This is a genomic window from Pseudomonas sp. HP_08, from assembly GCF_055284095.1.
This window is the reverse complement of the sequence record NZ_JBTOQC010000001.1, coordinates 675692-683404: the sequence shown is the minus strand read 5'-3', so window position 1 is coordinate 683404 and position 7713 is coordinate 675692. Positions and strand designations below refer to the sequence as shown.

Sequence of the window (7713 nt, the reverse complement as noted above, 5' to 3'; positions counted from 1 at the left end):
GTTCCCAAATGCCCACACAGGTGGAATGACCAAGGCCGAATCGGGCTGCGACTGCTCGTAGGGAGAGCTGCTGTTCATGCCGACACTCGATGACCGAGAGCTTGAATGCCGCGCTGTAATGGTGCCCTCGAGAACGAAGTCCAGCAGCGCCTAGCGCCTGATAGGTGGCGAGCCAGCGTCGAAGCAGGCTGACATCGATGGCATGTCGCTTGGCGACCTTGCGAAATCCCTCGGTGCCATCGATGTAGTCCTTGACCGCTGTGATTTTGAACTGCGTAGAGTACTTGCCCATGAAAAAACACCCCAAGAAGTCAGATGGGTGTCCAACTTTTGGGGTGCAGATCAAGGGTCATAGGTTCATGGCGAGAGGGCGCTCAGCCTTTGCGGTAGGTCAGCAACACGATCGCACCCACCACCACCGCGCCACCCAGCAGTTGCATCCCGCTCAGGCTCTGGTTCAACAGGGCCCAGCCGAGGATCAGGGTGGCGATCGGTTCGATGTTCATCACCGGGGCGTTCTGCGCCATGTTCAAGCGCGGTACGCAGACGAACAACAAGGTGAAGGCCATGCCATACAGCACCACCAGGCTGGCCAGCGCCACCCAGCCGGTGCTGCTGCCCGGCAGCGACAGGCCCGACGGCATCACCCCGCTGGCGCCTGCGGCCAGCATGCTGACGAACACCACCAGCAAGGTCAGCAAACTGCGCACCGGGCCGCGTACCGCCGCCAGTTTGTGGTCGGTGATCCACAACGCACAGGCAAATACACAGGCGGCACAAAAGGCCAGGCTGACGCCGAGCGTCCAGTGCGGGTTGGACTCGCCGCTGGCGGCCAGCCGCGCCGGCACATCCAGTGCCAGCACCAGGCCGACCAGGATCATGCCCATCAGCAAGGCGGTGCGCCGGGTCGGGCGCGGTCCGCCGAATGCCCACGCCAGCAGCGCCAGAATGATCGGAAAGGTGTTGCCCACCAGCAATGCCAGCGCCACCGGAATGCGCGCCACCGCCGAGTACAGGCACAGGCTTTGCGTGGCGATCAGCAAGCCCAGCAGCAATTGCCAGCGCCAGGCGCCCGCCGGCAGGCTCAACGATTGACGCTGCCACAGCAGCAGGCCGGCCAGTGCCAGCAGGGTAATTCCGGAGCGGCACAGAATCGCCAGCAGCACACCGGTGTTGTCATCGAAGGCAAAGCGCGCCGCAATGTGGTTGCCGGCAAAGCAGCAGGCCAGCAGCGCCAGGATGGCCACGGCGATATGCCGTGGCAAGGGAAGGGGAGAAGCGGAGGGAGCAGCCATGGGCACAAAATCCATTTGCAAAGAAAAGGCGGGCCATTCCGGCCCGCCTGTTGAGGTTGCCGCTGAACGTTACAGGACTACGCTAGGCAGCCACAGGGAAATGGCCGGAATGTAGGTCACCGCCATCAGCACCAGGAACAGCGCCCCGTAGAACGGCAGCAGCGCCTTGACCGTCGACTCGATACTCACCTTGCCGATCGCGGAGCCGACAAACAGCACCGCGCCCACCGGCGGTGTGATCAGTCCGATCCCCAGGTTGACCAGCATGATCATGCCGAAATGCACCGGGTCCACGCCGATACCGGAGATCACCGGCAGCAGGATCGGGGTCAGGATCAGGATCAGCGGCGCCATGTCCATCACCGCACCCAGCAGCAGCAACATCACGTTGATGCACATCAGGATCACATAGCGGTTATCCGACAGGGTCAGGAACGCCGTGGTGATCTTTGCCGGGATCTGCATCAGGGTCATCACGTAGCCGAAACTGGCGGCGAAGCCGATCAGGATCATCACGATGGAGATGGTCCGTACCGTGCGGTGCATCAGCTTGGGCAGGTCACGCCACTTGTAGTCGCGGTAGATGAACATGGTCACGAAGAACGACCACACCACCGCAATTGCTGCCGACTCGGTCGCGGTGAACACCCCGGACAGAATGCCGCCGAGGATGATGACCATGGCCATCAGGCCCCAGAGCGCATCGGCGGCGATTTTCAGCGCCTGGCGCAGCGGGATCACTTCGCCTTTGGGGTAGTTGCGCTTGCGGGCAAAAATCAGGCACAGGCCCATCAACACCGCGCTCATCAACAGCCCCGGCATGACGCCGGCCATGAACAGCGACGCAATGGACACCGTACCGCCGGCGGCCAGCGAATAAAGCACCGAGTTGTGGCTGGGCGGGGTCAGCAGCGCCTGCACCGAGCCGCTGACGGTCACGGCGGTGGAGAAGTCGCGCGGGTAGCCTTTGCGCTCCATTTCCGGAATCAGCACCGAGCCGACCGAGGCCGTGTCAGCCACCGAGGAGCCGGAAATCGCGCCGAAAAAGGTCGAGGCCATGATGTTGACCAGCGACAGCCCGCCGCGGACAAAACCCACCAGCACGCCGGCAAACGCCACCAGCCGCCGCGACATGCCGCCTTCGGCCATGATTGCCCCGGCCAGCACGAAGAACGGAATCGCCAGCAACGAGAACTTGTTCACGCCGCTGGCGACCTGGATCAGCATCGCCTGCAAGGGAATATCGATCCACCAGGCGCCGATCAGCGCCGACAGACCCAGCGCATAGGCCACCGGCATACCGAGGAAGATGAGCAGCATGAAACTGCCCAGAAGAATCAAGGCATCCATTTATGCAGCTCCTTCGTTTTCTTCGATATGGTCCAGGCGCACCACGCGGCGGTGGCTCTGATCGCCCAGCATGAGTTTTTCCAGGACAAAACTCAGGGTCAGCAAACCGCCGATCGGGATGGGCGCATAGGTCATGCCGACCCGCACACCCGGCAAGGACGCCAGAAACTGGTTCCAGGTGGTGATGCACAGCCGCACGCCGTACCAGGTCATGTACACGCATACCGCGATCATCAGAAACTGTACGAACACGGCGATGGCCTTGCGCTGCGGTTCAAGCAGGCGGTCGGTGATCATCGACACGGCCATGTGCGCGCCGGCCCGGTAACTGGCCGCCGCACCGATAAAACAGAACACCATCATCAGCAGGATCGCGACCGGCTCCGGCCAGCTGGAGCCGGTGCCCAGCACATAGCGGGCAAAAATGCCCCACGGAATGATCAGCGTCATGGTCAGGATCGACAGGCCCGCAATCCAGATGCAGGCGCTGTACAACACATCGTTCATGCGTAGAAAGAACGTTTTCATAGGCACATCCAAGGCTGCAGGGCGGTGGGGGCCGCGCCTGCAGAGGTCATCCGGGAGAGGGGAACAGGTGTTACTGGACTGCCGCGATGCGTTTCATCAGGTCGGCGTACGGCGCGCCGTATTTGTCGCGTACCGACTGGGTCGCGTCGAAGAAGGGCTTCTTGTCGACGGTGATGAACTCGACGCCAGCGGCCTTGAGTTTCTCTTCACTGGCGGCCGACTTGGCGTCCCACAGTGCGCGCTCTTCCATCTGCGCCTCACGGGCGACTTTCTTGACCAGCGCCTGTTGCTCGGGGGTGAGCTTGTTCCAGGTGGTCTTGGAGATCACCACTGGCTCCGGCAGGATCAGGTGGCCGGTCAGGGTGTAGAACTTGGCGCTCTGGAAGTGGTTGTGCTCCAGCAGGGTCGGCGGGTTGTTTTCTGCGCCGTCGATCACGCCGGTCTGCAGGGCGCTGAAGATCTCGCCGGTGTCCATCGCGATGCCGTTGCCGCCCATGGCGTTCATCATGTCGATGAACAGCGGGTTGCCCTGCACACGGATTTTCATGCCCTTGAGGTCTTCGATCTTGCGCACCGGCTTCTTGGTGTAGATGTTGCGGGTACCGCCGTCCATCCACGCCAGGGCTACCAGGTTGAAGTCCGAATTGGTGATCTTGTCGAGGATTTCCTGGCCGATCTCGCCATCGATGATCTTGCGCATGTGCTCATGGTCGCGGAACACGAACGGCATGTTGAACACGTTCACATCCGGTACAACCGGACCGACGATGCCGAGGCTGACGCGGGCCATTTGCACGGCGCCGATCTGCACCTGCTCGACGACTTCCTTCTCGGAACCCAGCACGCCACCGGCGAACATCTTGAAGGTGATCTTGCCATCGCTCTGAGCGACCAGTTTCTTGCCCAGGTTCTCTTCGGCGACCACGGTCGGGTACCCGGCCGGGTGAATCTCGGCGAACTTGATTTCCAGCGCCGAAGCGGCTGAAGACAAGGAGATTGCCAGCGGAAGAACGGCAAGGAGTAGCTTGCGTTTGAAGGTCATGATGAAACTCCGTGTTGTTATTATGTCGTCATCGTTGTGCAGCGTTTGCAGCCATTACGGTATTGCGTGTCGACCCTGCGTACGGGTCGATGGATCAGTCGAAAGGCCCGGAAGCCACGAAGGCGCCGCCTTGATACACCCTGGCCGGATCATCTTCGGCTGGCTGCGGTTGTGCCTCGACGGCGGCGCTGAACTGTTCGGAGGAATCCTTGGGCGCGTAACCCAGGTGCGCGGCGTAACGGTTGTCCCACCAGACGGTCGGGTTGGCCGAGGCGCCATAGACCACGGTGTGGCCGACATTGGCGGTGAACAGCCCGCGCTCGATCAACTGGGTCAGGTCGTCATAGCTCAGCCAGGTGCTGAGCATCCGCCGGTTGTTGACCTCGGGGAACGAGGAGCCAATGCGCAGGCTGACCGTCTCGATGCCGTAGCGGTCGAAATAGAAGCTGGCCATGTCTTCGCCGTAACACTTGGACAAGCCGTAGTAGCTGTCAGGACGGCGCAGCGAACGGGCGTCGATGCGTTCGTCCTGCTTATAGAAGCCGATGGTGTGGTTGGAGCTGGCGAAGATCACCCGTTTGACGCCGTGTTTGCGCGCCGCTTCATAGATATGAAACACGCCACAGATGTTCGGGCCCAGGATGTCTTCAAAGGAGTGTTCGGTCGATACGCCACCAAAGTGGACGATGGCATCGACGCCGGCAACCAGCTCATGCACCGCAGCCTTGTCGGCCAGGTCGCACTGCACGACTTCTTCGTGCGGGCCGGCGGCGGGCTCCATCGGGCTGATGTCTGAAAGGCGCAGGATCTTTGCGCTGCCTTTGAGGCGTTCGCGAAGAACCTTGCCCAGTCCGCCTGCTGCACCGGTGAGCAGCAGGCGATTGAAAGGTGTTGTGGTCATGGCCAGCTCTGCTCGTTGTTATGGTTGTTGTGCGTTATATGTTGTCGTATGACTTGGGCGATTATCGACAGCCACTTTGCAGTTTGTCAATTCGCCCAGCGTCGTACGTGAAGCAACTTTGCACAGGCTTTATTACAGGATCGACAGTGGGTAATTGAAGATCAGCCGGTTCTCGTCGAATTCGTTAGTGCTGAAGTCTCGACGGATGGTCGAGTTACGCCACTTGATGTTGAGATTCTTGAAGGTGCCGCTCTGGATGACATACGCCAGTTCCGATTCGCGCACCCATTCCTTGCCATCGGTGACCGCGCCGCTGCGCACATCATGACCGCTGATATAGCGGTTCATCAGGGTCAGGCCGGGCACGCCCAGCGCCACGAAGTTGAAGTCATGGCGCACTTGCCATGAGCGTTCTTCAGCGTTGTCGAAACTGGCGTTGTAACTGTCGTTGGCCAGGGTGCCGCCGCTGGTGCCGTTGACGCGCATCCAGGTGTCGCCGTTGACTCTCTGCAAGCCGACATAGAACGTGCTGGCGCCGATCTTGGCCGAGAACATGCCCGAATAGGTCTTGTTGTCCAGGCGGCCGGCGCGGCGTGAGCCGTCATCGTCGCCCTGGAAATAGCCCAGGTTGGCGCCCAGGGTCCAGTCGCCGATCGGCTGGCTGTGGGTGAACTGCACGTACTGCTGCTGGTAAACGTCTTTGAGCACCGCGTTCCACAGGCCGAACATCGTGCGGTTCTGGTTGAAGGTGTATTCGCCGCCGACAAAGTTGAAGCGGTCCGACAGGCCGCCGCCGTAACTCATGTCTTCCATGCTCGCGTCGTTGCGCGGGCTGTTGGCGCGGAACTGGCCGCCGTAGAGCGTCAGGCCGTCGATTTCCTTGGAGGTGATCTGGCCGCCGCGCAGGGTCTGTGGCTGCGAGCGACCGTCGTCGGCGCGCAGGATCGGCAGCACCGGCATCCACTCACCGATTTTCAGTTCGGTCTTGGAGAACCTGGCCTTGCCGGCCACGCCCAGCCGGCCAAAGTCATCGGCCGGTCGCCCGTCGCTGTGGCGTGGCAGCAGGGCAGTGCCGTAGGTGCCGCCACCGCCATCGAGCTTGAGCGACCAGCGCCCGAGTACATCCACGCCAAAACCGACCGGGCCCTCGGTAAAGCCCGAGCGGGCATCGAGGATAAAACTCTGGGTCCATTCCTCGGCCTTGCTCTGCGCGTTATTGGGGTCGACGAAGTTACGGTTGATGTAGAAGTTGCGCAGGCCGAGCGTGACCTTGGCATCGTCGACGAAACCGGCGGCGACACCGGTGCCAGGCAAGCTGCCGATGACACCGGCGCTGATCAGGGCAAAAGGCAGGGTTTGGCGGATTTTCATTATTGTTGTGCTTCCGTTCTGGGTGAGACAGTCCATCTGCCAGGCACGCGCAGCGTGTGGCAGCAGGGTGATAAACACGTTGTGCGCCAACAAAAAGGCGCGCCGTTAGTTGCTCTTGGAAGAGCCTGTGGCGCTGGCGTTATTTGTCGGAAAAGAGATACAACAATGCCGCGCACAGGGGCGCGTAGATGAAGGCGACATAGGTAGACTCACTCGTTGTTGTTTTTGTTGTGCGTTATCGTATGACTGCGCGGATTATTAACAACGGCTGCCGATAATGTCAACGCACCCTGTGTCCGACTTTAGTCGTGTATGTCTGGCCGAATGCCGCGCCTACTGATCGGCAACCTGCTCCAGCGTCTCGCGCAATCTCGGGGTCAGTTCATCGAACAGCGTCTGCACCGAGCGCAAGTCCCGGCAATCGGGGCGGGTCAGCAGCCAGACTTCGGTGCTGCAGCCCACCAGCGGCTCGCTCAGGGCTTCGACGCCGTGCAGGTCGCGGGCGGTGAAATCGGTCAGGGCGGCGACTCCGAGCCCTGCGCTGACCAGTTGCGCCACCGCCGCCATGCTGCTGCAGCGATAGCGCGGCACCACCTGTGGATAGGTGCGCTCGCGCCAGATCACCGAGACATGCTCGGGCATCGAGTCATCCGGGGCGACCCACGGCACCGACGCCGGATCGCTGTGCAGCGCCTGGCGAAAATCCGGGTGGCCGCAGATCACATAGGCCGCGCTGCCCAGATGCCGGCCCACCAGATGCTCGGGTGGCGTGTCGGTCAGGCGCAGGGCGATATCGGCATCGCGGCGGCTCAGGTTGGCGAAGTTGTTCGAGGTCGACAGCTCCAGATTCAGTGCCGGATAAGCCGGCATGAATCCGGCCAGCGCCGGCAGCATCAGGCTGTGCAGCACCGCCTCGGTACAGGTCAGGCGCACCGTGCCGCTGACCACGTGTTCACCCTGACGCAAGGCCATGCGTGCCGCGCCCAGCGCCTGTTCGGCGCGCTCGGCCTGCTCGGCCATGGCCTGCGCCGCCTCGTTGGGAATGTAGCCGCGCCGGCTCTTTTCGAACAATGCGCTGCCCAGCGCACTTTCCAGCCGCCGGATCGATCGGAACACTGTGGAGATGTCGACCTGCAGCAGCTCGGATGCCCGCGCCAGCGAGCGTCCGCGCACCAGGGCCAGGACCAGCGCCAGGTCGTTATGGTTGATCTCATATTGCATGGATG

General features: G+C 61.8%; 8 protein-coding genes. All 8 read right to left on the bottom strand.

What is annotated here, in order from left to right; genetic code table 11:
* Positions 1–292 (bottom strand): transposase (locus ACYAS9_RS03010; RefSeq protein ID WP_463566815.1); only part of this gene is annotated, 292 nt, incomplete at its 3' end.
* A gap of 82 nt (positions 293–374) precedes the next feature.
* Positions 375–1295, bottom strand: coding sequence for an EamA family transporter (locus ACYAS9_RS03005; RefSeq protein WP_463566814.1), 921 nt, complete (start codon positions 1293–1295; stop codon positions 375–377).
* A 69-nt stretch (positions 1296–1364) separates the two neighbouring features.
* Positions 1365–2645 (bottom strand): TRAP transporter large permease, encoded by a 1281-nt coding sequence (locus ACYAS9_RS03000; protein ID WP_463566813.1) that lies wholly within the window; start codon positions 2643–2645, stop codon positions 1365–1367.
* Positions 2646–3173: a TRAP transporter small permease gene (locus ACYAS9_RS02995; RefSeq protein ID WP_463566812.1), complete on the bottom strand. Its 528-nt coding sequence runs from the start codon at positions 3171–3173 to the stop codon at positions 2646–2648.
* A gap of 70 nt (positions 3174–3243) precedes the next feature.
* A complete protein-coding gene (locus tag ACYAS9_RS02990) occupies positions 3244–4215 on the bottom strand; it encodes a TRAP transporter substrate-binding protein (RefSeq protein WP_463566811.1) in 972 nt (323 codons plus the stop codon).
* A gap of 94 nt (positions 4216–4309) precedes the next feature.
* Positions 4310–5116: an NAD-dependent epimerase/dehydratase family protein gene (locus ACYAS9_RS02985; RefSeq protein ID WP_463566810.1), complete on the bottom strand. Its 807-nt coding sequence runs from the start codon at positions 5114–5116 to the stop codon at positions 4310–4312.
* A gap of 132 nt (positions 5117–5248) precedes the next feature.
* The gene (locus ACYAS9_RS02980) at positions 5249–6487 is read right to left on the bottom strand and encodes an OprD family porin (protein WP_463566809.1); all 1239 of its coding nucleotides are present in this window, start codon (positions 6485–6487) and stop codon (positions 5249–5251) included.
* A 333-nt stretch (positions 6488–6820) separates the two neighbouring features.
* Positions 6821–7708 (bottom strand): LysR family transcriptional regulator, encoded by an 888-nt coding sequence (locus ACYAS9_RS02975; protein WP_463566808.1) that lies wholly within the window; start codon positions 7706–7708, stop codon positions 6821–6823.
* Between the last annotated feature and the right edge of the window lie 5 nt (positions 7709–7713).

Coding starts and splice junctions, on each gene's coding strand:
- ACYAS9_RS03005 (WP_463566814.1), bottom strand. CDS start 1,295: ATGGCTGCTCCCTCCGCTTCTCCCCTTCCCTTGCCACGGCATATCGCC.
- ACYAS9_RS03000 (WP_463566813.1), bottom strand. CDS start 2,645: ATGGATGCCTTGATTCTTCTGGGCAGTTTCATGCTGCTCATCTTCCTC.
- ACYAS9_RS02995 (WP_463566812.1), bottom strand. CDS start 3,173: ATGAAAACGTTCTTTCTACGCATGAACGATGTGTTGTACAGCGCCTGC.
- ACYAS9_RS02990 (WP_463566811.1), bottom strand. CDS start 4,215: ATGACCTTCAAACGCAAGCTACTCCTTGCCGTTCTTCCGCTGGCAATC.
- ACYAS9_RS02985 (WP_463566810.1), bottom strand. CDS start 5,116: ATGACCACAACACCTTTCAATCGCCTGCTGCTCACCGGTGCAGCAGGC.
- ACYAS9_RS02980 (WP_463566809.1), bottom strand. CDS start 6,487: ATGAAAATCCGCCAAACCCTGCCTTTTGCCCTGATCAGCGCCGGTGTC.
- ACYAS9_RS02975 (WP_463566808.1), bottom strand. CDS start 7,708: ATGCAATATGAGATCAACCATAACGACCTGGCGCTGGTCCTGGCCCTG.